The sequence below is a fragment of the Caulobacter sp. FWC2 genome, assembly GCF_002742625.1.
Taxonomy (GTDB): Bacteria; Pseudomonadota; Alphaproteobacteria; order Caulobacterales; family Caulobacteraceae; genus Caulobacter.
The window spans coordinates 2,523,943-2,547,467 of the sequence record NZ_PEBF01000001.1 but is presented as its reverse complement, the minus strand read 5'-3'; the positions used below and the strand labels follow the sequence as shown (position 1 = coordinate 2,547,467).

At 66.5% G+C, this 23,525-nt stretch carries 18 protein-coding genes; 6 read left to right on the top strand and 12 right to left on the bottom strand.

Going from position 1 to position 23,525, the window contains the following annotated elements; all coding sequences use genetic code 11:
• Window positions 1-40: 40 nt before the first annotated feature.
• The 3 genes from CSW62_RS12185 to cas5 form a co-directional block, all read right to left on the bottom strand.
• A complete protein-coding gene (locus CSW62_RS12185; RefSeq protein WP_099578145.1) occupies window positions 41-3,004 on the bottom strand; it encodes a TonB-dependent receptor in 2,964 nt (987 codons plus the stop codon).
• A 214-nt stretch (window positions 3,005-3,218) separates the two neighbouring features.
• A complete protein-coding gene (locus tag CSW62_RS12180) occupies window positions 3,219-5,939 on the bottom strand; it encodes a TonB-dependent receptor (RefSeq protein WP_099578143.1) in 2,721 nt (906 codons plus the stop codon).
• A 140-nt stretch (window positions 5,940-6,079) separates the two neighbouring features.
• Window positions 6,080-6,319: a CRISPR-associated protein Cas5 gene (gene cas5, locus CSW62_RS27455; protein ID WP_158235429.1), complete on the bottom strand. Its 240-nt coding sequence runs from the start codon at window positions 6,317-6,319 to the stop codon at window positions 6,080-6,082.
• Between cas5 and CSW62_RS26405 the strand changes: the two genes are divergently transcribed.
• A complete protein-coding gene (locus CSW62_RS26405) occupies window positions 6,228-7,820 on the top strand; it encodes an NAD(P)/FAD-dependent oxidoreductase (protein WP_369827465.1) in 1,593 nt (530 codons plus the stop codon). The genes cas5 and CSW62_RS26405 overlap by 92 nt on opposite strands.
• A gap of 22 nt (window positions 7,821-7,842) precedes the next feature.
• Here CSW62_RS26405 and CSW62_RS12170 read toward each other — a convergent pair whose 3' ends face one another.
• The 3 genes from CSW62_RS12170 to CSW62_RS12160 all read right to left on the bottom strand — a co-directional run bounded on the left by CSW62_RS12170 (window position 7,843) and on the right by CSW62_RS12160 (window position 10,911).
• Window positions 7,843-8,922, bottom strand: a complete 1,080-nt coding sequence (locus CSW62_RS12170) for an alkene reductase (RefSeq protein ID WP_099578139.1) — start codon at window positions 8,920-8,922, stop codon at window positions 7,843-7,845.
• Window positions 8,923-9,052: 130 nt separating this feature from the next.
• Window positions 9,053-10,435 (bottom strand): FAD-containing oxidoreductase, encoded by a 1,383-nt coding sequence (locus tag CSW62_RS12165; protein ID WP_099578137.1) that lies wholly within the window; start codon window positions 10,433-10,435, stop codon window positions 9,053-9,055.
• Between the two features lie 2 nt (window positions 10,436-10,437).
• Complete coding sequence (locus tag CSW62_RS12160; RefSeq protein ID WP_099578135.1) at window positions 10,438-10,911, bottom strand: DUF4126 family protein; 474 nt, start codon at window positions 10,909-10,911, stop codon at window positions 10,438-10,440.
• Window positions 10,912-11,092: 181 nt separating this feature from the next.
• On the opposite strand from CSW62_RS12160, the gene CSW62_RS12155 reads away from it, so the two are divergent.
• Entirely contained in the window at window positions 11,093-11,503 is a 411-nt protein-coding gene (locus tag CSW62_RS12155; RefSeq protein WP_099578133.1) for a GFA family protein, read from the top strand.
• On the opposite strand, the gene CSW62_RS12150 is transcribed toward CSW62_RS12155, so the two are convergent.
• Together CSW62_RS12150 and metC are read right to left on the bottom strand one after the other, a co-directional pair.
• Complete coding sequence (locus CSW62_RS12150; RefSeq protein WP_099578131.1) at window positions 11,500-12,450, bottom strand: hypothetical protein; 951 nt, start codon at window positions 12,448-12,450, stop codon at window positions 11,500-11,502. The genes CSW62_RS12155 and CSW62_RS12150 overlap by 4 nt on opposite strands.
• 79 nt (window positions 12,451-12,529) lie before the next feature.
• Window positions 12,530-13,684, bottom strand: a complete 1,155-nt coding sequence (gene metC, locus CSW62_RS12145; protein ID WP_099578129.1) for a cystathionine beta-lyase — start codon at window positions 13,682-13,684, stop codon at window positions 12,530-12,532.
• Between the two features lie 81 nt (window positions 13,685-13,765).
• On the opposite strand from metC, the gene CSW62_RS12140 reads away from it, so the two are divergent.
• A complete protein-coding gene (locus tag CSW62_RS12140; protein WP_233206792.1) occupies window positions 13,766-14,842 on the top strand; it encodes an amino acid ABC transporter substrate-binding protein in 1,077 nt (358 codons plus the stop codon).
• A gap of 12 nt (window positions 14,843-14,854) precedes the next feature.
• On the opposite strand, the gene sseA is transcribed toward CSW62_RS12140, so the two are convergent.
• The 4 genes from sseA to CSW62_RS12120 all read right to left on the bottom strand — a co-directional run bounded on the left by sseA (window position 14,855) and on the right by CSW62_RS12120 (window position 19,599).
• A complete protein-coding gene (gene sseA, locus CSW62_RS12135) occupies window positions 14,855-15,712 on the bottom strand; it encodes a 3-mercaptopyruvate sulfurtransferase (RefSeq protein WP_099578127.1) in 858 nt (285 codons plus the stop codon).
• Between the two features lie 34 nt (window positions 15,713-15,746).
• Window positions 15,747-16,745 (bottom strand): cysteine synthase A, encoded by a 999-nt coding sequence (locus CSW62_RS12130; RefSeq protein ID WP_099578125.1) that lies wholly within the window; start codon window positions 16,743-16,745, stop codon window positions 15,747-15,749.
• A 146-nt stretch (window positions 16,746-16,891) separates the two neighbouring features.
• Window positions 16,892-18,121: a cyclopropane-fatty-acyl-phospholipid synthase family protein gene (locus CSW62_RS12125; RefSeq protein WP_099578123.1), complete on the bottom strand. Its 1,230-nt coding sequence runs from the start codon at window positions 18,119-18,121 to the stop codon at window positions 16,892-16,894.
• Between the two features lie 47 nt (window positions 18,122-18,168).
• Window positions 18,169-19,599 carry a deoxyribodipyrimidine photo-lyase gene (locus CSW62_RS12120; RefSeq protein ID WP_233206667.1) on the bottom strand — a complete coding sequence of 477 codons (1,431 nt, stop codon included), beginning with the start codon at window positions 19,597-19,599 and terminating at the stop codon, window positions 18,169-18,171.
• A 105-nt stretch (window positions 19,600-19,704) separates the two neighbouring features.
• Between CSW62_RS12120 and rfaD the strand changes: the two genes are divergently transcribed.
• From rfaD to CSW62_RS12105, 3 genes are all read left to right on the top strand, one after another.
• Window positions 19,705-20,706: an ADP-glyceromanno-heptose 6-epimerase gene (rfaD, locus tag CSW62_RS12115; protein ID WP_099578119.1), complete on the top strand. Its 1,002-nt coding sequence runs from the start codon at window positions 19,705-19,707 to the stop codon at window positions 20,704-20,706.
• Between the two features lie 101 nt (window positions 20,707-20,807).
• A complete protein-coding gene (locus CSW62_RS12110) occupies window positions 20,808-22,274 on the top strand; it encodes an OB-fold domain-containing protein (RefSeq protein ID WP_099578117.1) in 1,467 nt (488 codons plus the stop codon).
• 11 nt (window positions 22,275-22,285) lie between these two features.
• Entirely contained in the window at window positions 22,286-23,488 is a 1,203-nt protein-coding gene (locus CSW62_RS12105; protein ID WP_099578115.1) for an acetyl-CoA acetyltransferase, read from the top strand.
• Window positions 23,489-23,525: the final 37 nt, after the last annotated feature.

The following is a 23,525-nucleotide window of genomic DNA, read 5'->3' as shown; positions in this document are numbered from 1 at the left end:
GAACGGGGACAGAAAATGTTTCGGCATCAGAGTCCGCCCGTCAGAACTCATACGTGACGCCGAGGGTGAAGGTGCGGCCGCTGACGGTGCGGGCGGTCAGGCGTTTCTCGGTGATGTCGCTGTATTGGGTGATCGGCGCGTCGGTGAGGTTGACGCCCTCCAGCACGATCCGGAGCCCGCCGGCCGTGTTGTAGTGTGCGGCGAAGTCGATGTTGTTCGACGCCTTGTAGCCCGAGCCAATCGAGCCGGGACTGCCCGCGCCATCCAGATAGCCCGAGCGATAGGCCGAGGAGACCCGCGCGCCCCAGCGTGCGGTCTCATAGTAGAGCGTCGCGTTAGAGGTCCATTTCGACAGCTGGAACAGGTCCAGGTCGATCGAGCGGTCCTCGATCAGCACTTTCGAGCGTCCGGCGGCGTGGGTGACGTTGCCGACGAAGCCGAGCTTGTCGAAGGGGGCGGGCAGGAAGGTGAAGTCGCGCTGCCAGGCCAGCTCGATCCCCTTGATCGAGGCCCCGTCGCCGTTCACCGGGCGCACGAAGGTGTAGACCGTGTCGGGGCCGTTGCCAGGCGACAGGAACGCCAGCGGATAGCCGGTCGAGCCATAACGCACGGCGCTGGTCGCGGTGGTGATGAACGAGTCCATCCGCTTGTAGAACAGGCTGACGGCGAAAAAGCCGCCGCGGCCCTGGTAGACCTCCAGCGCGCCCTCCACCGCGTCGGCCAGGAACGGGCGCAGGTTCGGATTGCCGGCCGCGATGGTTCCGCCGAACGGGGCCGAGTTGACGTTACCGGCCGCACGCAGGTCGGAGAGGCTTGGCCGGCTGATGTTGCGGTTGGCCGAGACGCGGGCGACGACGCGCGGCGAGAGGTCGACCGCCAGGTTCAGGGCGGGCAGCACGCCATCATAGTGGCTGTGGATCGAGGCGGGCTCCAGCTTGGTCCCGGTATTGACCATGCCGGCCGAGGTCAGGTCGGTGGCGTAGTAGCGGAAGCCGAAATCGCCGCGCCAGGTCTTGTCGCCCGCCACGCTGTTGACCCGCGCCATCAGATAGGCGGCCCAGGTCTTCTCGCGGAGGGAATAGTGCGAGCCGGGCATGTCGTCCGCCTCGGTCAGGTCGCGGTTGATGGCGAGGCGCGCGAAGGTCGCGTCGATGTCGCCGACGATGTAGGGCCGTAGCGATTTTTCGAAGATCAGTTCCTTGACCGCCTGCGGCGCGAGGCCGCCGGTCGGATAGTCGGCGCGGCCGCGGCGGGTGTAGCCGTCGTTGCGGAACGACTTGTACTGGACGCCGCCCTCGATCGTCAGGGCCGGCGCGGCTTTGTAGTCGAAGTCGAGGCGTCCGGTGGTGAACTGGTTGACGACCTGGTCCTCACGGGTATCGGCCCGCATGAGGCTCCACTGGATCGGATCGGCCGGATCGAAGCCGTAGCGGCTATTCGCGGCCGCATCGCCGCCGCGCAGGTCGTAGGCGAAGGCCTTGTCGTTGGCCTGCAGGAAGATCTTGTCGAAGACCGGTCCCTCGAAGTCGGACTTCGAATAGCCGGCCGCGCCGCGCAGGCTCAGGCGGTCGCTGGCCTGGATCTCGCCATTGACGGCGCCTTGCAGGAAGACGGTCGTGTCCTCCGAGCGCTTGTGCTCGCTGCGCAGATCGACGCCGCCGGAATAGTCGGCATAGACGAGGCTCTCGCCCCGGATCTCGGCGGCGCGAAGGCGCTGGGTTCCCTTTACGTCGCCGGTCAGAGGATTGTCGCCCGCCGCCGCCAGCGAGAACTCGTCGCGATCGTTGGAGAGGCGTCCGTAGAGCAGGTCTGCGCCGAGCTTCACTCGGTCGCCGGGCTCGTATTGCAAGGAGAGGGTGACCCCCAGCCGCTTGCGGTGGTCGAACCAGGTCGAATAGCTCTCGGCCATCGGGGCGACGACCCGGTTGGCGCCGGTGGCCAGCAGGCGGTCGGCGACATCGCGCGCCACGCCGGGGCCGATATTGGCCGCGCCGAAGGTCACCGGCGACCAGCCCCAGTTGCGGTAGCCATACTCGTTGGCGTCGTTCTCGCTATAGGCCACGGAGACCAGCGCGCCGACGTCGCCCCAGCGGCGCGAGGCCAGGGCCGCGATGCGCGGACTGACCACGCCGGTGGCGCTGTTGTTCAGAGCCTTGGCCGAGAAGGCCAGCTTGTCGTCCGGATAGTCGAAGGGCTTGGCGGTGCGCAGTTCGACCGTGCCGCCGATGCCGCCTTCATCCTGATCGACCGCGTAGGACTTCCAGACCGTGACCTTGTTGAAGAGCTCGCTGGCGAAGATCGAATAGTCGAAGGCCCGGGTGCGGCTGACCGAGCCGCGATTGTCCATGCCTGAGGCGGTCGAGGCCGAGACCTCCATGCCGTTCAGCTGAGCGCGGGTGAAGTCTGGACCCAGGCCCCGCAGCGCGATCTGCCGACCCTCGCCGGTGTCGCGCGAGATGGTCATGCCGGGCACGCGCTGCAGCGACTCGGCGAGATTGAGATCCGGGAAGGCGGCGATGTCCTCGGCCAGGATCACCTCCTGGGCGCCGGCTGCGCGGCGCTTCAGGTCGCGAGCGTGCAGCAGGGTCTCGCGGAAGCCGGTGACGACGACCTGGTCGACCTGCGTCGGCGCCTCGGGCGGCGGGACGTAGAGGGGCGCGGCGGACGCTGAGGGGGACGGGGCGGCGATCGCTTCGCGCAGGACATAGCCGCCCCCGGCCGCCACGGCGCGCAGGTTCTGGCCGTCGATCAGGCGGTTGAGGGCCTGCTCGGGTGTTAGCAAGCCGCGCACGCCGCGGCTGGTGCGACGGCGGATGTCGGCCAGGGTCATGACCGACACGTCGGCCTGGTGGGAGAAGGCGTTCAGGGCCTGACTGAGGTCGCCGCCCTGGATATCGAAGCGCTTCGGCGCCTCGGCTCTCGCGGGCGCTACGGCGGCCAGGGCCAGCATCGAGCCGGCCACGACTGGACCTGATCCCGACAGCCAGGCGCGCCGTCCCGCCATAAGGGTCCTCACAACGGCGGCCGGCAAAGCTTTAGGCGCCGCGCGAACCCCTACAAAGGACGCATGTCACTAATTTGAAGGTTCTGTGGACGGATCTATCAGAGCCCTGCGGCGTGGCCCAACGGCAACGTCCGGCTCGGCGCTCGTAAGAAAAAAGAGGGCCGCCATCCGGGAGGGGACGGCGGCCCAGTTCAAGGGGTCTCTTGGAAGGGGCTTAGAACTCGTAGGTCGCGCCGATCAGGATGGTGCGACCGCTGCTGACGTTCACCGTCGTCCGCTTGGCGGTGACGTCGGTGAACTGGATGCTGTGCTGGTTGGAGAGGTTGATGCCTTCCAGCGTCAGCTTCAGCTTCGGCAGGACGTTGTAGTGGGCGGCGAAGTCGATGTTGTTGGTCGCCTTGACGCCGCTACCGATGTTGCCGTTGCCGCCGGCGCCGTCCAGGTACTGGTCCCGATAGGCGGTCGACAGGCGCATGCCCCAGGCATCCGTCTCGTAATAAATGGTAGCGTTGGCCGAGTACTTCGACAGCTGGAACAGCGGCAGGGTCACCGACTGGCCGCTGATGATCACCGGCGAGGAGCCGTCGGCATAGGTGCCGTTGGCCACGACGCCCAGGTGGTTGAACGGAGCCGGCAGGAAGTCGAAGTCACGCTGGAACGAGGCTTCCAGGCCCTGGATGTCGGCGCCGGGGCCGTTCACCGGACGGCTGACATTGTACAGGATCGTGCCGTCTTGGCCGGGCAGCAGGAACGACAGCGGGAAGCCCGTTTGCGAATAGGGCATGATGCTGGTCTGCGACGTGATGAACGACTTCAGCTTCTTGTAGAAGACGCCGATCGTGAACGACCCGACCTTGCCGTCGTAGAACTCCAGCGAGCCTTCGATCGAGTCCGAGGTGAACGGCGTCAGGTTCGGATTGCCGGTGCTGATCGTGCCGCCGAACGGGGCGGTGGTCAGCGAACCCGCAGCGGCAAGGTCGCCCAGGGCCGGGCGGCTGATGTCGCGGTTGGCGCTGAAGCGGGCGACCAGGCCTTCGTTGACGTCGACGGCCACGTTCAGGGCCGGCAGCCAGCCATTGCACTTATGCTTGATCGACACCGGCTGAAGGCTGGTCCCGGTGTTCAGCGTGCCGTCCGAGCTGAGGTCGGTGGAGTAATAGCGAACGCCGGCGTTGGCGCGGACGCCCTTGCCTAGGATCTCGGTGCTCAGGTCGTACTGCAGGTACGCCGCGCGGGTCTCCTCGGTCACCGTGAAGGCGGTGCCGGGGGTGGCGTACTTCGCGCCCTGGGCTTCCAGGTCACGCGTCTGGCCAATCTGGGCGTAGACCGGATCGACGTCGCCGACGATGTAGGCGCCCAGAGACTTGAAGGGCACGACCAGCTTGAGATTGTCCGGGATTTTGGTGTTGGCCGGGACGTTGCGGAACTGCTTGTCGCCCCACTGAGCGCCGTAGTTCTGGAATTTCTTGTAGGAGACGCCGCCCTTGAGGGTGGAAATCTCGTTGGCGGCGAAGGCCACGTCGAACTTGGCGTTCGTGTACTCCGAGGAGATCCTGTTCTCCTGGGTGTCCATCCGCATCAGGTCCCACTTGGCCGGGTCGGTCAGGCCGGGGCCGTAGGTGTTGACCGGCATGCTCGGACGGTCGTCGAAGCTGAAGGCGTAGTTCTTGGATTCCAGGAACACCTTGTCGAAGACCGGCAGGGCGTAGTCCGACTTCGAGTAGCCGATCAGGCCCGACAGCAGCAGCTTGTCGGTGGCCTGGTACGAACCGCTCAGACCCAGCTGATAGAACTTGGTCTTGTCTTCCTCACGGTTGAACTCGCTGCGGATGTCGACGCCGGTGTAGCTGGCGGCCATCAGGGTGTTGCCCTGGATCACGGCGCTCTGCATCACCTGCGTGCCGATGATGTTGCCGGTCAGGCTGTTGACGCCCGAGGTGGCCAGCGAGAAGTTCCGGCGGCTGTTTTCCAGCTGGCTGTAGAGGCCGTCGAAGGCCAGCTTCAGCTTGTCGCCCGGCTCGTACTGCAGGGCCACGGTCGCGCCCAGGCGCTTGCGGTGGTCGAACCAGGTCGAATAGGTGTTGGCCTGCGGGGCGTAGATGGTCGCCGTAGCGGCCGTCAGCTTGGCGGCGTCGGCGGCGCTGACGCCCGAACCGATATTGCCGGCATTGGCGCGGATCGGACCCCAGTTAAAACTGCGATAGCCGAACTCGTTGGAGTCGGTCTCGCCATAGGCGATCGAGGCCAAAGCGCCGAAGTCGCCCCAGCGGTTGGAGATCAGGCCGACCACGCGCGGCGTGATCTTGTCGTTGGCGTTGCTGTTGCGCTGGCCCTTGGCCGAGAGCACGGCCTTGAAACCCGGATAGTCGAACGGCTTGGCGGTCTGAAGCTGAACGGTGCCGCCGATGCCGCCTTCGTCCTGTTCGGAGGCGTACGACTTCTGCACCGTCACGCGGTTGAACAGTTCCGAGGCGAACAGGCTGAAGTCGAAGGCGCGCGAGCGGCTGACGCCACCGCGATTGTCCATGCCCGAAGCCGTGTTGCCCAGCACTTCCATACCGTTCAGCTGGGTGCGGGTGAAGTCGGGACCGAGGCCCCGCAGGGTGATCTGACGGCCTTCGCCGCTGTCGCGCGAGATGGCGACGCCGGGGATGCGTTGCAGCGATTCCGCCAGGTTCAGGTCGGGGAAGGCGGCGATGTCTTCGGAGACGATCACATCGACGGCGCCGACGGCTTTACGCTTCAGGTCGCGGGCGTGCAGCAGGCTGTCGCGGAAGCCGGTGACGACGATGGCGTCGACTTCCGAGGCGTCGCTGGCAGCCGGCGCGGAGGCCGCAGCCGGCGTCTCGGCGGCCTGCGCCTGAGCGGCGATGCCCAGCACGGCGACGGTCAGCGCCGTCGTGGTCAGAAGGTTGAACTTGGTGACTTTGAGCATGGCCCCGATCCCTTGCGGTTTCCGCTTGAGCGATGACGGGACGGGGAGGCTTCCCCGTCGGTCGTCACGCGGGGAGAGGCGGCTGAGGCCCGTGCGGGGACAGCTTTCGGGACTGGAATTTTATGAAGTGTTTGCGACGGTTATCGTGATCCATCCTTGTGCGGATGGCTTTGGACGGGGCGCCAAGGATGCGCATCACGATGGCGCGCGGCCCTGCTTTTGGCTAAGACGCCCGCCATGCTGCGTATTTCGGAACTGAAGCTGCCGCTCGGCCACCCGCCGGAGGCGATGAAGCCCGCCATCGTCGAACGGCTCGGGATCGAGGCCGACGATCTGGTGAGCTTCGCGGTCGCGCGCCGCGCCCATGACGCGCGCCGCAAGGCCGCGATCCTGATGGTCTATTCGGTCGACGTGGTCCTGCGCGACGAGGCCGCTGTGCTGGCGCGTTTCGCGGGCGACCACCATGTGCGCGTTACGCCCGACACCGACTATAAGTTCGTGACCAAGGCCCCGGAGGGCTTCGACGGCCCGCGCCCGGTGGTGATCGGCGCGGGCCCCTGCGGCCTGTTCGCCGGCCTGATCCTGGCGCAGATGGGCCTGAAGCCGATCATCATCGATCGGGGTAAGGTCGTGCGCGAGCGGACCAAGGACACTTGGGGCCTGTGGCGCAAGAGCGAGCTGAACCCGGAATCCAACGTCCAGTTCGGCGAGGGCGGGGCGGGGACCTTCTCGGACGGCAAGCTCTACAGCCAGATCAAGGACTCGCGCTTCCTGGGCCGCAAGGTGCTGGAGGAGTTCGTCAAGGCGGGCGCGCCGGAAGAGATCCTGACCGAGGCCCATCCTCACATCGGCACCTTCCGCCTCGTGCACATGGTCGAGCAGATGCGCGCGCTGATCGAGAGCCTGGGCGGCGAATATCGCTGGCAACACAAGGTCGAGGACTTCGACATCGCGGTCGGCGCCGATGGCGCGCGCCGGCTGAAGGGCCTGCACATCGCCGGTGGCGGCTATATGGCGACGACGCACGTGGTCATGGCCCTGGGCCACAGCGCGCGCGACACCTTCGAAGTCCTGCACGATCGCGGCGTCCATATCGAGGCCAAGCCGTTCTCGATCGGCGTGCGCATCGAGCATCCGCAGTCTTGGATGGACAAGGCTCGCTTCGGGACCTGCGCCGGCCACCCCGACCTGGGCGCGGCCGATTACAGCCTTTCGCACCACTGCAAGAATGGCCGCACCGTCTACAGCTTCTGCATGTGCCCGGGCGGCACGGTGGTGGCGGCGACCTCGGAGCCCGGCCGGGTCGTCACCAACGGCATGAGCCAGTATTCGCGCAACGAGCGGAACGCCAACTCCGGCTTCGTGGTCGGCATCGACCCGGAGCGCGACTATCCGGGCCATCCGCTGGCCGGGATCGAGTTCCAGCGCAAGTGGGAGAGCCTGGCCTATGTGGCTGGCGGCTCCAGCTATGCCGCTCCGGCCCAGAAGGTCGGTGACTTCATGGTCGGTCGAGCCTCGACGGATCTGGGCGAAGTCGCGCCGTCCTACAAGCCGGGCGTGACGCTGACGGACCTGTCGGCCTGCCTGCCGGACTTCGTGATCGAGGCGATGCGCGAGGCGCTGCCGGTCTTTGGCCGCCAGATCGCCGGCTACGACCATCCGGACGTGTTGCTGACCGGCGTCGAGACCCGGACGTCCTCGCCGATCCGGATCACCCGGGGCAAGGACTTCCAGAGCCTGAACACCGCCGGCCTGTTCCCGGCCGGCGAGGGCGCGGGCTATGCCGGCGGCATCCTCTCGGCGGCGGTCGACGGCATCAAGGTCGCCGAGGCCGTGGCGCAGGCCTACCTGGCCGAAGGGCTAATCCCCGCGACGACCTGAGCCATCGCGGGGACCGTATCGACTACTCGGCGGGCTCGCTGACCTGCTCGAGCGTGGGGTAGTCCGTATAGCCCTTGGACCCGTTGGCGAAGCCGTAGAAGGTCGCCGGATCGGGCGCGTTGAGCGGCGCACGCTTTTGCAGGCGCTCCATCAGGTCCGGGTTGGCGATGTAGGCCTTGCCGAACATGATCGCGTCGGCCGTTCCGGCGGCGATCGCGGTGTTGGCGCTGTCGAGGTCGAACTTCTCGTTGGCGATGTAGACGCCTCCGAACGCGGCCTTCAGCGCTGGGCCCAGGCTGTCGGCGGCTTCGTGCTCGCGAGCCGAGATGAAGGCGATCTTGCGCTCGCCGAGGGCCTTGGCGACATAGCCGAAGGTGGCCGGCAGGTTGCTGTCGCTGATGCCGTGGCTGTCGGCGCGCGGGGCAAGGTGGACGCCCACGCGATCTGCGCCGAACACCGAGATCGCCGCATCGGTGGCTTCCAGCAGCAGGCGGGCGCGGTTCTCGATCGGGCCGCCATACTGGTCGGTGCGCTGATTGGAACCGTCCTGCAGGAACTGGTCGAGCAGGTAGCCATTGGCGCCGTGCAACTGCACGCCATCGAAGCCGGCGTCCTTGGCGTTCTGGGCGGCTTGGCGGAAGGCTTCGACAACGCCGCCGACTTCCTCGGTCGTCAGGGCGCGCGGGGTCGGGTAGGGACGCTCGGGACGCAGCAGGCTGACATGGCCCTTGGCGGCGATGGCGCTGGGACCGACCGGCAGGTCGCCGTTCAGGTGCTCGGGATCGGAGATCCGGCCTACGTGCCAGATCTGCATGAAGATGCGGCCGCCCTTGTCGTGCACGGCCTTAGTCACCAGCTTCCAACCCTCGACCTGTTCCTGGGACCAGATTCCCGGGACGCCGGCATAGCCGACGCCTTGCGGGCTAACCGGCACGCCTTCGGTGATCAGCAGGCCGGCCGAGGCGCGCTGGGCGTAGTACTCAGCCATCAAGGCGTTGGGGATGCGGGTCGGCCCGGCGCGCAGGCGGGTTAGCGGCGCCAGGACGACGCGGTTGGGCAGTTCAAGAGCGCCGACGCGCAGCGGGTCGAACAGGTTAGGCATGGAGACTTGTCCCTAGAACGGGGCGCCGACCATCCGTCGGCGTCTGCGAAGCTAGGTGGGGACGGGGTTTCGTATCGCAATCGCAACAGGATCGATTTCGTCTGAAAGCGAAGCGGTGAAATTTGAAAATCTAAAGTGACTTGAGCTCTTGCAGCATGGTCGGCACCAGTTCCGAAACCGTCGGATGGATGTGCACCGCCCGCGAGATCACGGTGTAGGGCGCCTTGGCGTACATCAGGTCCAGCATGCCATGGACGACCTCGTCGCCGTTCAGGCCCAGGATCGCCGCGCCGAGTATCTCTTTGGTCTCGGCGTCGACCACCACCTTCATGAAGCCCTGCGTCTCGCCCTTCTCGACAGCGCGGCCGACGCGGGTCATCGGACGCTGGCCGACCAGCAGCTTGCGGCCAGTGGCCTTGGCCTCCGCCTCGGTCATGCCCACGCGGCCCAGCGGCGGGTCGATGTACAGCCCGTAGCAGGTGATGCGGTCGCTGACCTTGCGCGGATCATTGTCCAGCAGGTTGGCGGCGATGATCTCGAAGTCATTGTAGGCGGTGTGGGTGAAGGCGCCCTTGCCGTTGCAGTCGCCCATCGCCCAGATCCCGGGGACATTGGTCTTCAGCTGGTCGTCGACCACGACATAGCCGCGCTTGTCGGTCGCGATCCCGGCCGCCTCCAGGCCAAGCTCGTCGGTGTTGGGCTTGCGGCCCACGGCCAGCAGCACATGCGAGCCGGTCACCTGTGGCGCGCCGGCCTCGCAGGTGACGTGGACGCAGTAGCCTTCGGGGCATTTGCTGAAGCTGATGCACTCGGCGTTGAGGCGGACGGTGACGCCCTCGGCTTCGAGGATCTCGCGGACCGTGTCGGAAATCTCCGGGTCCTCGCGGCCGATGAGGCGCGGGCCCATCTCGACGACGGTCACCTGGCTGCCGAAGCGGCGGAACATCTGGGCGAATTCCAGCCCGATATAGCTGCCGCCGACGATGACCAGATGCTCGGGCAGCGCATCCAGCTGCATAATCCCGACATTGGTCAGGTAGTCGATGTCGTTGATTCCCTGCATGTCCGGGGCGTTCGCCCGCCCGCCGACATTCAGGAAGATCTTCGGCGCGGTCAGCAGGCGCTCGCCGACGCGGACGGTGTCGGCGCTTTCGAAGCGGGCGTGGCCCTCGATGACCGTGACGCCCTTCATGCTCCGCAGCCATTTCTCGACATTGCCGCGGGCGTTGCGGACCACCGTCTGCTGGCGATCCTTGACCCGCTTCATGTCGACGCCGACGTCGCCTTGGAGGACGACGCCGTAGTCCCCCGCGCGGCGCGCCAGATGCGCGGCATAGGCGCTGGCGACCAAGGTCTTGGTCGGCATGCAGCCCGTGTTGACGCAGGTGCCGCCGAAGTCCTTGCGCTCGACCATCGCCACGGTCCAGCCGGCGGCGCTGAGCCGACCGGCCAGGGAGGGGCCGGCCTGACCGGCCCCGATGATGATGGCGTCGAAGGTTTCGGCGGCGGCCATGGTCAGATCGCGGCCTTGGCCAGGAAGAAGATCGCGAAGGCGCCCACGACAGCGACGACGTCCTCGATGATCGCGGCCGGCTTGTCCTTGCCGAACCTGGCCGCCAGGCGACCGCGGACGTCGGCGCCGACGAAGGTGCCGATTACCGCGCCTACCGCGCCGAGGAGCATGCCCCGCAGCCAGTGGGTGCCGGGCATCATCAGGGCCGCGCCGGCGAAGGCGCCGGTGAGCACGCGGACGATGAACTGATGCGGAACCTTGCGGCTCGGCGTCTTGGGATGCTGGTCGGCGATCAGCTCCAGCGCGGCCAGGGCGCTGAGGACTAGGACCGGGATCAGCCCGCCTAGCCAGGCCAGGGGATAGCCGGCGAGCGGCAGCCAGCCCAGGCGGGCGGCCCAGGCGGCCGCGGCGGGCGCGGTCATGGCGCGCAGGCCGGCGATCACGCCGATCAGCAACGCGAATACGTAGAGCAACATGGAAAACTCCCCCTCACATCGAGGCGCCGACACTGGCGTGCCTTGCAACCTGACCGCAAGAGCCTACGGGGCGATTGCATGTTCCAATCGCTTTTGGCGTGATCGCGACGCCGATACTGACGGCAGGCTGGCAGCAGCGTGTTCCTAGAAGGGGGCAACGAAACACCGAGAGGAACGCCCGATGCTCAAGACCCACACTGGCAGCTGCCACTGCGGCGCCGTACGCTATGAAACTGAGATCGACTTGGTTTCTGGTACTGGCCGCTGCAATTGCTCGATCTGCGCCAAGACCCGTAGCTGGGGCGTGATCGTGAAGCCCGACGCCTTCCGGCTGTTGGCCGGTGAAGATCGTCTTGGCGCCTATCGATTTGGCACGATGAGCGGCGATCATCGCTTCTGCATGACCTGCGGCGTGCGCGTGTTCGGGCAGGCCAATGTCGCCGAGCTGGGTGGAGAGGTCGTGTCGATTCAGGTCGCGACCCTGGACGACGTCACGCCAGACGAACTGGCGGTCGTGCCCATCAACTATGGCAACGGCCGTGACAATCTGTGGTGGGAAAAGCCCAGCGCCGCCGAGATGCGCTACCTCTAGGCGGCGAGCTTCATTGCTTCCGGATCACAGCCTGGACGCCAGCGCACGCAATTGGGCGCGGAGAGGTCGACATCGAACTGGCGACCGTGGCTGGCCAGGGCGTTTGACTTCGGCGGGGCAAGCTTCTGCCAGGCCTTGTTCGCGGCCCAATAGGCCGGCTTCAGGAGCGCGGGTACGTTCCCGGCCTTAGGGTTTAGACCCAGTTCGCGGCGCACGCGGCCATTCAGGCAATGGACCCCGTTCTTCAGCATCGACCGGCGTGTGGTGTATTCGACTGAGACCGAGACATTGGTGCTGTCGCCATTGACGACGCGATGGGGCGCGTGGATCGGCCAGGAGACGGCCTCGCCCGGCGCCAGCGGCACGGCGACCGCCTCGGCTTCCATCCACGGCTCATAGGGCAGGTCGCTGAGGGTTTCCTTCAGCAGGATGGCTTCCAGCGAGCGTTCCGAGATGAGCTCTTCCCTGGTCGGATAGACGTACATCGTCTTGTCGCCGCGCACGTGCCACAACATGGTTTCGGCGGCGTCGACGTGCAGGAAGACTCCCATCCGGGCGCTGGACATCAGGATGGCGGCGCTGCCGCGCAGCACCTGGACGCCCGTCTGCCTGGTGAACTCGGCCATCACCCTGTCGTAGACCGGGCGGTACTTGGGATGGTCGATCATCGCCGTGCGCGGGCTGATCCATAGGCGGCCGCGACGCGTGGCCTCCACCAGTTCGGCGCCCGAGAGATCAGTCGCATCGCCCGCGATCCAGCGCTCGGCCGGCGGCGGGTTCTCGCGCATGGTGCAGATGGTCACCTGGTCGCGCGGATACTCGTCCAGCAGCTGAGCCAGGGCTTCGTCGGTGAACAGGCCGGTTTCGGCCAAGCGGTGATTGAAGAGGACGATCTCGTCCTTGATCTTCGCGGCGTCGTGGGCCGGAATATCGATCATCGACGTCATGGCGGTGTCTCGCAATGGGAACCCTGACTGGCGCCGCCGCAAGTTCGGGGCCAGCTTGACCGTCCCGAAGCGACGGCGCCTAGGCCGACCGCAGCGCCGCGAAACCTCGGTCTAGATCCGCGGTCAGGTCGTTGATCGTCTCCAGGCCGATGTGCAGGCGCAGCAGCGGGCCTTCCAGGTTGACCGGAACCGAACGGTTCTTCAGTTGCGGATCGCAGTGGATCGCCAGGCTCTCATAGCCGCCCCAGGAAAAGCCCAGGCCGAACAGCTTGAGCTCATCGAGGAAGGCGTGGACGGCGCGCTGGCTGCACGGCTTCAGCACCACGCCGAACAGACCGCAGGCGCCGGTGAAGTCACGCTTCCAGATTGCGTGGCCCGGATCGTCGGACAGGGCGGGATGCAGCACGCGGGCGACCTCGGGCCGCGCCTGCAGCCAGCGCGCGATGACGAGACCGTTCTCGTGATGGCGGGGCAGGCGGGTGGTCAGGGTCCGCAGGCCCCGCAGCATGGTGTAGGCGTCATCGGGCGACACCGACCAGCCGATGTCCCACATGGCGTTGCCTAGCGCGTTGCCGATGTCGACGTCCATGGTCGTGGCCGAGCCCATGAAGCAGTCCGAGTGGCCGCCGACATATTTGGTCAGGGCCTGGACGCTGATCGTCACCCCATGGGCCAGCGGCTTGAAATAGAGGCCGGCCGCCCATGTGTTGTCGATCAGGGTGATGATCCCGCGATCGTTGGCGGCCTTGGCGATGGCCGGCACATCCTGCATTTCGAAGGTCAGAGAGCCGGGGGCTTCCAGCAGGATCATCCGGGTCCTGGGCGTCACCAGAGCCATCAGGCCGTCGGCGTCCAGCGCGGGATCGTAGTAGGTGGTGGCGACGCCGAAGCGGCTCAGCACCCGGTCGCAGAACCGGCGCGTCGGCTTGTAGGCGCTGTCGACCACCAGGATCTCATCGCCAGCCTTGAGCACCGCCAGCATGGCGCCGGTGATCGCCGCCAGGCCCGACGGATAGAGCGTGACGTCCGGCGAGCCCTCCAGCTCGGCCAGCGCCTTCTGCAAGGCGGCGGGCGAGGACAGGCCGGTGATGCCGTAGGTGATCTGGTCATCGTCGTAGAGTGACGCCGCATTGGGCAACAGCACCGTCGACGCGCGCTGGATCGGCGGATTTACGGTGCGCGCCATGGCGGTCGGCTCGGAGCCTGTACGGACCAGACGGGTTTCTTCATCCATGGCGGGGGACTCTCGGCGACGCGGCTTACCGCTTGTGGTTTAAGGCTCCGCGCGCACGGTTCAAGGAGCGATCGGTTGTCGGTGCGTTTTGGCGTAGTGGTTCTGTCCTTGCTAGCGCTCGCGGCGTGCGGCCAGCGCACGGCCACGCCTGAACCCAAGCCGGCCGAGACGGCCGCGCCCATGGCCATCAAGCCCGCCGCGCCCAGCAAGACCCTGAAGGCCGTTAAGGCGCGCGGCGAATTGCGCTGCGGGGTCAATCCTGAGCTGCCGGGCTTCGCCTTTCAGGACAATGGCGGGCGCTGGCGCGGCTTCAATGTCGACTTCTGTCGGGCACTGGCCGCGACCGTGCTGGGCATGCCCGACAAGGTGACCTTCGTGCCGCTGGGCAACGAGGAGCGGATCACCGCCTTGCGGACGGGCAAGGTCGATGTCCTGTGGCGCAATACCTCGTGGACCTTCTCGCGCGATGTCGGCGACCAGCTGGATATGGCGGCGATCTCCTATTTCGACGGCCAGGGGTTCCTGGTCCGCCGCAATCTGAACCTGACCAGCGCCGTCGAGCTGAACACGGCCAAGATCTGCGTCCAGACCGGCGCCACCTCGGCACAGAACCTGGAGGACTTCTTCCGGGCGCGCGGCATCGCCTACACGGCCATGGTTTTCGACAGCGAGGAGCAGGCCCGCGCGGCCTATCAGGCCGACAAGTGCGACGCCTTCACCGCCGACATTTCCGCCTTGGCGGCGGCGCGGTCGGTGCTGGACGATCCGGGCGCCCACGTGATCCTGCCCGACGCCATATCCAAGGAGCCGCTCGGGCCGCTGGTGCGCCAGGACGATCCGGCCTGGACCGATATCGTCCGTTGGACCCTGTACGCCCTGGTTCTCGCCGAGGAGCACGGCGTCACGAAAGCTAACGCCAAGGACATGAAAGCCGGCGCCGATCCCGAGGCGCGACGGCTGCTGGGCGAGGGCGGGTTCGGCGCGATGCTGGGCCTAGATCCCGACTGGGCCACGCGCGCCATCGCAGCCGGCGGCAATTATGGCGAGATCTTCGACCGGGACATCGGCGGCGGTTCGGCGTTGAAGCTGGATCGAGGCCTGAACGCGCTGTGGAACGCGCCCAAGCCCGGCCTGCTCTACGCGCCGCCGATGCGTTAGGCTTTCGGGGCGCTAGGCGGCGGGGCCGGTCGCGATCGGCGTGTCGGCCAAGCCGCCCCATTCTGTCCACGAGCCGTCATAAACGGCCGAGCGGGGCTTGCCCAAACGGGCCAGGGCCAGGGCCACGACCGAGGCCGTGATACCGGAGCCGCAGGTCGAGGTGATCGGCTTATTGATGTCGACGCCGGCGGCCTCGAACACCGTCTTTAAGTGTTCAGCCGGCAGCATGGTCCCGTCGGCGGCCAGCAGGGCCGACAGCGGGATGTTGCGGGCGCCCGGCATGTGGCCGCCGCGCAGGCCGGCGCGGGGCTCGGGATCTCGGCCCTCGAAGCGGCCTGCCGCGCGGGCGTCGATGATCTGCTCGCGGCCGGTTTCGACGATCTCGCGCACCTGCTCCAGCGACCGGTAGATGTCGGCCTGGTAACGCGGTGTGAAGTGGCGTTCCTGCGGCGAGGCCGGGCCGTCGTCGACCGGGCGACCCTCGGCGATCCATTTGGGCAGGCCGCCGTCCAGCACCACGACGTCCTCGTGGCCCATGGCGCGGAAGTGCCACCAGGCGCGCGCGGCCGGCAGGATGCCGCTGCTGTCGTAGACGACGATCCGCGAGCCATCGCCCAGGCCCAGCTTCCTGACGCGCGAGGCGAACTTGACCGCCGTCGGGATCATATGCGGCAGGTCCGACGTCTCGTCGGAGATGTCGTCGATGTCGAAGAACACCGCGCCGGGGATGTGGGCCTCCAGGAACTCCTTGCGCGGATCGCGCTGGGCGGCCGGCATGTGCCACGACGCGTCGACCACGCGCACATCCGGCGCGTCGAGGTGTTCAGCCAGCCAGGCGGTGGAGACCAGCGGATCGGACGGAATGGCCATGGGACGCCTCTTGGGATCAGACTCGGCGGTGAGTTTACATCCAAGGCGGCGTCGGCAAGCCCTTTTCCTTCAGGAATTCGGGATTGAACAGCTTGGACTGATAGCGCGAGCCGTGGTCGCACAGGATGGTCACGATGGTGTGGCCAGGACCCAGTTCGCGAGCCAGCTTGACCGCGCCGGCGACATTGACGCCGGCCGAACCGCCCAGGCAGAGCCCCTCGTGCTGGACAAGGTCGAAGACCACGTCCAGCATCTCCTCGTCGCTGACGCGGAAGGGATGGTCGACAACCAGGTCTTCTAGATTTGCGGTGACGCGGCCCTGGCCGATGCCCTCGCTGATCGAGGTTCCTTCGGACTTCAGCTCGCCGTCCCTGTACCAGCTGTAGAGCGAAGCGCCGTAGGGGTCGGCCAGGCCGATCTTCACGCCGGGCTTGCGCTCGCGCAGGGCCGCTGCGACGCCGGCCAGGGTGCCGCCCGAGCCCACCGCGCAGATGAAGCCGTCGACCTTACCGCCCGTCTGCTCGAAGATTTCCGGGCCGGTCGTGCGATAATGGGCCTCACGGTTGGCGACATTGTCGAACTGGTTGGCCCAGACAACGCCATTGGCTTCAGTCTTGGCAAGTTCCTCGGCCAAGCGCCCGGAATAGCGGACATAGTTGTCGGGGTTGGAATAGGGGACGGCGTCGACCTCGACCAGTTCCGCGCCCAGCAGGCGGATGGCGTCCTTCTTCTCCGGGCTCTGGGTGCGGGGGATGATGATCGTCGTCTTGTAGCCCAGCGCCGAGGCGACCATGGCCAGGCCAATGCCGGTGTTGCCGGCGGTGCCCTCCACAATGCGACCGCCAGGCTTCAGCAGGCCCTTGGCCTCCGCGTCACGGATGATGCCCAGCGCCGCGCGGTCCTTGACCGACTGGCCAGGGTTCATGAACTCGGCCTTGCCCAGGATCTCGCAGCCCGTGGCCTGGCTGGCGCGGTTCAAGCGGATCAGCGGGGTGTTTCCGATCGCGTCTAGAACGCTTAGCAGGGCGGTCATGGGGAGCCTTGGAAAGGATCTTCGGTTGGCTGAAAGATCGTGCGGCGAAAGGCCGGCGCAACCCCAGTTTTCCTGAAAGCCTCAGCGCGGACCGCCAAACCTTAAGCTTGACCATGGCTTGAGCTGATATCCACAAACTGTGGATATCAGCTGCGGCTGAGGCCTAGCTGGATGACATTGGTCCGTTCGGTGCGAAAGCCGGCCTCGCAGTAGCTGAGATAGAACCGCCACAGGCGCCGGAACCGTTCGTCGAAGCCGTCCTTGCGGATGTCGCTCCAGGCGGCTTCGAAGCGTCGCGCCCACTCGGCCAGGGTGTCGGCATAGTTCTGGCCGAAGCGTTTGAGATCGCTCCACTCCAGCCCCGCGCGCTCGGTCTCTTCCTTAAGCCGCGCCTCGCTGGGCAGCATGCCGCCCGGGAAGATGTAGCGCTGGATGAAGTCGGTGCGCCCACGATAGTCGTCGAACAGCTCGTCGCGGATGGTGATGATCTGCAGGCCGGCGCGACCGCCGGGCTTCAACACGTCGCGGATCTTGCCGAAGTACGAGGGCCAGTACTCCTCGCCGACCGCCTCGAACATCTCGATCGAGGCCACGGCGTCGAACTGGCCCCGGACGTCGCGATAGTCGATCAGCTGGATGTCGGCCTTCTCCGCCAGCCCCTGCTCGAACAGCCGCTTGCGAGCGAAGTCGTACTGCGCCTGGGAGATGGTGATGCCGGTGACCTTGGCGCCCACCTCCTTGGCGGCGAACTCGGCGAAGCCGCCCCAGCCGCAGCCGATCTCCAGCACGTGCTTGCCGGGAGCCAGGTCGATGGTCCGGGCCAGGGCCGCATACTTGGCGGTCTGGGCCTCGGGCAGGGACTGGTTCGGCCGCTCATAGAGGGCCGAGGAATAGGTCATGCTTGGGTCCAGCCAGCGAGAATAGAACGCATTGCCCAGGTCGTAGTGGGCGTGGATGTTCTTGCGTGAGCCATCGCGGCTGTTGCGGTGGAACAGGTGGTAGAGGACGTTGATCACTCGCATGACCGGGTTGCCGTCCACCAGGGCCGACAGCTTGTCGAAGTTCAGCGAGAACGCCTCGAGCACCGCCGACAGGTCAGGCGTTTCCCATTCACCGGCCATGAAGCCCTCGGCGAAACCGATGTCGCCGGACGAAAAGGCGCGGCGGACGAAGTTGTAGTCGCGGATCCGGATCGTCGCTTCTGGACCTGGCTGGCGCCCGCTCACCGTCACAGCCTTGCCGGTCGGCAGGACGAACGTGACCGAGCCGAACTCCCAGTTCGTCGCCGCCACCCGCAAGGCGGTTCGAAAGGCGGTCGGGGCCGCCTTCAGGTCGGGATGGTTCAAAAGCGTCGTATCCAAGGCGGGGCCTCGCATCCGGTTACGCGTTCATTAACGCTGTTAAGGACCGGCCCGTAAACCTTCTAGAGGCTGCGATAGGCCTCCATGGCCTTCTCGCGCGCCTGCGCATGGTCGACGATTGGTCTCGAATAGAGACGTTTTGCTTCGGCCGGCAGATGCAAGGCGCGGGTCCATGGCTTGTGGATAACCTCGTCGGAAACGTTTTTGAGCTCGGGCACCCAGCGTCGGACATAGACGCCCCGCGGGTCGAACTTCTCGCCCTGGGCGATCGGGTTGAAGATCCGGAAGTAGGGCGCGGCGTCGGCGCCGCTGCCGGCCACCCACTGCCAGTTGCCGACATTGTTGGGCAGATCGGCGTCGAGCAGCGTGTCCCAGAACCAGGCCTCGCCCTCGCGCCAGTCGACCAGCAGATGCTTGATCAGGAACGAGGCCACGATCATGCGCACGCGATTGTGCATGAAGCCGGTGGCCCAAAGCTCGCGCATGCCGGCGTCGACGATCGGATAGCCGGTCTGGCCCTTGGTCCACGCCTCAAAGAACGCGGAGTTGCTCTTCCACGGGAAGGCGTCGAACTCCGGCCGGAAGCTCTGGGTCGGCAGGTCCGGCCAATGGAAGAGGATGGCGTGGTTGAACTCGCGCCAGCCGAGTTCGGACAGGAACTTGTCGATCTCGCCTGTGGGAGCGTCGCCATGGTCGGCGGCGTTGCGCGCGGCCAGCCAGACTTGGCGCGGTCCGATCTCGCCGAAGTGCAGGTGCGGAGACAAGCGCGAGGTCGCCTCGATCCCCGGCAGGTCGCGCTTCTCGCCATAGCCGTCGACCGGGCCAGACAGGAAGGTGTTGAGGCGATCCAGCGCGCCAGCCTCGCCGGGTGTCCAGAGGTCGAAGCCTTTCGACCAGTCCGGCTTGGTCGGATGCAGGCCCCAGCCGGCGAGACTTTCGCTGCGAGGGAAATGTTCAGGTGATTTCAGGCGCTGGGGCGCGGACTCTACAGTGACGTGGCTAAGGTGTTCGCGCGCCGCCCGCCAGTACGGCGTGAAGACCTTGTAGGGCTGCTTGGAGCCGTTCTGCACGGTCCAGGGTTCGTTCAGCAGGCTGGCGTTGAAGCTCTGACAGTCGACGCCCGCGTCCTTCAGGCGCGCCTTGATCTCGGTGTCGCGGTCGATGCTGGCCTTGTCGTAGAGACGGTTCCACAGCACGCAGGTCGCGCCGCTGTGGGCGATCACGTCGTCCAGCACATCGGCGGCGGAGCCTTTGCGAAGGACCAGCTTATTGCCAAGCTTCTCAAGGCTTTCGGCCAGGCTCTTCAGCGACTTGTCCAGCCACCACAGCGAGGCCCCACCCATCGGCCGGATGTCCTTGGTTTCATCAAGAATATAGAGGGGGATCACCGGCCGGCCGCTGTCGGCGGCATGGCGCAGGGCGGGATTGTCGGCTAAGCGCAGGTCCTTGCGGAACCAGACGATGATCGGCTCCTGGTCTTTGTCCGTCCGCACTTGCTTCACCTCGCCCGAAAGGCCACCTCTCAGGCGCCTGCACTCGTATTACGTCGGAACCGCTTCCTTGGATCATCCGCAAGTCGTCGCCCGCAGAGTCGCTCTATGAACCGGCGCATCGTTCTCGTCACCGGCGGCGCGGGCTTCATCGGCTCGAACATCGTCGCGCGTGTCTGCGAGGATCCGGCGCTAGACGTCGTGGTCTGCGACCGCCTTCGTGACGCCGCCAGTGGCAAGTGGCGCAATATCGCCAAGCATCCGATCGCCGACTTCGTGGCCCCCGAGCAGTTGTTCGACTGGCTGGCCAGGCGCGGCGCCGAGGTCGAGCTGATCATCCACATGGGCGCGGTGTCGTCGACGACCGAGCAGGACGCCGACAAGATCGTGCAGTCCAACTTCGTGCTGTCGCGCGACCTATGGGACTGGTGCGCGCAACACGGCAAGCGGCTGATCTACGCCTCGTCGGCGGCGACCTATGGCGACGGCTCGCTGGGCTTCGAGGGCAAGGACGATCTGGCCTCGCTGCAGGCCCTGCGGCCGCTGAACGCCTATGGCTGGTCCAAGGCGTTGTTCGATATCTACGCCGTGCGCGAGGCCCATCGCGGCCATGCCCCGGCCCAATGGGCGGGCCTGAAGTTCTTCAACGTCTACGGCCCCAACGAGGACCACAAGGACGGCATGAAGTCGGTGGTGGCCCAGATCTGGCCGCGCGTCGCCGCGGGCGAAGGGGTCAAGCTCTTCAAGTCACACCACCCGGACTACGAGGATGGCGGCCAGCTGCGCGACTTCGTCTATGTCCGCGATGCGGTCGACGTGATCGCCTGGTTGTCCCAGAATTCGGCGGTGAATGGCGTCTTCAACCTGGGTTCTGGCCACGCGCGCTCGTTCCGGGATCTCGCCGTGGCCACCTTCGAGGCCGTGAACCGCGCGCCCGACATCACCTATATCGACATGCCCGAGGTGCTGCGCGGCAAGTACCAGTATTACACCCAGGCCGATATGAGCCGCCTGCGGGCCGCCGGCTATGATGCGCCGATGACCACGCTGGAAGACGGCGTCGCCGACTATGTGGCGGGCTACCTGAATACCGACGACCCCTACCGATAGTCGCTGTCGGATATGACGCCACGGAACACTTGTCCGGTCCAAGTCCCGGCGTAGGCTGACCCCGAGATCGAGGCGCGAACCTCGACGTCAGGGAGTTCATCATGGCCGGCATCGCCGCCTGGGGCGCTTATGCGCCGCGTCTGCGCCTTAGCCGTAAGGCCGTGACAGAGGCCAATGCCTGGGTTGCGCCGAACCTCAAGGCCAAGGGCAAGGGCGAGCGCTCCATGGCCAACTGGGACGAGGACGCCTTGACCATGGCGGTCGAGGCGGCCCGCGACGCCCTCGGCCCCGACGACGACCGCAGCCACATCGACAGCTTCTACTTCGCCTCCACGACGGCGCCGTTCGCCGACCGGCTGAACGCGGGGATCGTCTCGGCGGCCCTGACCCTTGAGAAGTCGATCACCGCCAGTGACGTGACCGGTTCGCAGCGCTGCGGCCTGACAGCGCTGGGACAGGCCTTGGCGAGCGGCGGGACCTCCCTGGTCGCCGTCGGCGAGCGCCGCAGGGCCCGGGCGGTCTCGGCCCAGGAACTGGACTTCGGCGACGGCGCGGCGGCCTTCGTGGTCACCGACGGCCCAGGGGCGGCCGAAATGCTGGGGCGGGGTTCGGTCACCGACGACTTCGTCGACCACTTCCGCGGCGACGACGGCGGCTTCGACTACTACTGGGAGGAGCGCTGGATCCGCGATGAGGGCATCGTCAAGCTCGTGCCGCCGGCCGTTCGAAAGGCGCTTGAGATTGCGGGCCTAAGTGCTTCTGAAGTCGATCATTTCTGCTTTCCATCGACCTTTTCTGGCATGGCCGCGACATTGGCCAAGGCCGTGGGGATCAGGCCCGAGGCCGTTCGCGACAACCTCGCCGCCGTGATGGGCGAGGCCGGCTGCGCGCACGGACCCATTATGCTGGCCCACGCGCTGGAGGACGCCAAGGCGGGCGAGGTGATCCTGGTCGCCCAGTTCGGCCAGGGCGCCGAGGCCATGGTGTTCCGCGCCACCGGCCAAGGCCAGCGTCCCGCGCGGGGCGTCACGGGGTCGCTGGCTGATCGAGAAGTTGAGACCAACTACCTGAAATTCCTGACCTTCAATGGCCTGGTCGAATGGGACAAGGGCATGCGGGCCGAGAAGGACAACAAGACGGCCCTGACCACCCTCTACCGCAACGAGGACATGATCCTTGGCCTGGTTGGCGGCCGCTGCCGCGAGACCGGCGTCGTGCAGTTTCCACGCACCCGCATCTCGGTCGCGCCGAACAACCCCGCCGTCGACACCCAGGAGCCGTATCGCTTCGCCGAGCGCCGCGCGAGTGTTCTCAGCTATTCGGCTGATTACCTTACCTTTTCCATGGCCCCGCCAAACCATTACGGCATGATCGTCTTCGAGGGCGGCGGCCGGATCATGATGGACATCACCGACGTCGCGCCGGGTGATGTCGAGACCGGCCTGCCGGTGCGGATGGTGTTCCGCATCAAGGAGGTCGACGAAAAGCGCGGCTTCGTCCGCTACTTCTGGAAGGCCACGCCGGATCGCGCCGCAATCGCCGCCCAAACCTCTCAAGCCGCTGAATAGGGAGACCGATCATGCCGCAGGGTATCCGGGACAAGGTCGCCATCCTCGGGATGGGCTGCAGCAAGTTCGGCGAGCGCTGGGACGCTGGCCCCGACGACCTCATGGTCGAGGCCTATCTGGAGGCCATGCAGGACGCTGGCATCGATCAGACCCAGCTGGACGCTGCGTGGTTCTCGACGCACATCGACGAGATCGGCTCGGGTAAGGGCGGCACGCCGCTGTCGATCGCCCTGCGCCTGCCCAACATCGCCGTCACCCGGGTCGAGAACTTCTGCGCCTCGGGCTCGGAGGCCTTCCGCGGCGCGGTCTATGCCGTGGCGGCCGGCGCGGCCGATATCGCGCTCGCCGTCGGCGTCGAGAAGCTGAAGGACACCGGCTATGGCGGCCTGCCGGTCGCCCATCCGGGCACGCTCAATCCGCAGGTGATGCCGAACGGCTCCGCGCCCGGCAACTTCGCGCAGCTGGCCAGCGCCTATCGCGCCAAGCACGGGGTCTCCAAGGACGACCTGAAGCGCGCCATCGCTCACGTCTCGGTCAAGAGCCACGCCAACGGCGCCAAGAACCCCAAGGCGCACCTGCGCAAGCCGATCACCGCCGAACAGGCCCTCAACGCCCCGATGATCGCCGAGCCGCTGGGCCTGTTCGACTGCTGCGGCGTGTCGGACGGCGCAGCGGCGGCGATCGTCACCACGCCCGAGATCGCCCGGGCGCTCGGCAAGCACGATCTGGTCACCGTGAAGGCCCTGCAGCTGTCGGTCTCGAACGGCTATGAGAGCCAGTACAACGGCTGGGACGGCAGCCACTTCCACACCGCCCGCATCGCCGCGCGTAAGGCCTACAAGGAGGCCGGTATCGAGCGGCCGCGCGACCAGATCTCGATGATGGAGGTGCACGACTGCTTTTCGATCACCGAGCTGGTGACGATGGAGGACCTGTTCATCTCGCCGGAGGGCCAGGGTTGGCGTGACGTGCTGGACGGTTTCTATGACGCCGACGGGGAGATGCCGTGCCAGATCGACGGCGGCCTCAAGTGCTTCGGCCATCCGATCGGCGCCTCGGGCCTGCGAATGCTCTACGAGATGTACCTGCAGCTGCAAGGCCGCGCGGGCGAGCGGCAGCTCTCCAATCCCGTCTTCGGAATGACCCACAATCTGGGCGGCGCGCCGGCCAGCAATGTCTGCTCGGTGGCGATCATCGGCCAGGAAGGCGCTTGACGGAAAAGAGGCTTAAAGCCGTCCCTTTGAGTCGAGG